This is a genomic window from Leptotrichia sp. OH3620_COT-345 (genome assembly GCF_003932895.1).
GTDB lineage: Bacteria > Fusobacteriota > Fusobacteriia > Fusobacteriales > Leptotrichiaceae > Pseudoleptotrichia.
On sequence record NZ_RQYW01000161.1, the window covers coordinates 1 to 330 of the forward strand.

At 36.4% G+C, this 330-nt stretch carries 1 protein-coding gene; it reads left to right on the forward strand.

Annotated elements, in window-relative coordinates; translation table 11 throughout:
- Positions 1-330, forward strand: a 330-nt coding sequence (locus EII29_RS12465) for a hypothetical protein (RefSeq protein WP_158612567.1), incomplete at both ends; no start/stop codon positions are given.

Consider the following 330-nt stretch of genomic DNA (forward strand, 5'->3'; position numbering starts at 1 on the left):
ATATATACAAGTATCGGGGAAAGTAGTAAACGGGACGGAAGAATATTTAAAAGGAACCCACAGAAGAGAAGACGGCACACTTACAGATAACAGAAAAGCGGGAATGGTATTAAATCCGTCAAGTATAATAGGAACTCAAAGCACGACAATAAAGGCGGGCTCACTTTTGAATACATCACAAATAGGAGTACCGAGACAGGGAACGACATATATTGAAGCAACAGGAAAAGGTATAAATGCAAGTATAGGAAATAATATAGGGAAAATAGAAGGAAAAGAAGTATTAGTAGAAGGAAATAAAGGTATAAGAAATATAGGAGGGGTAATAAG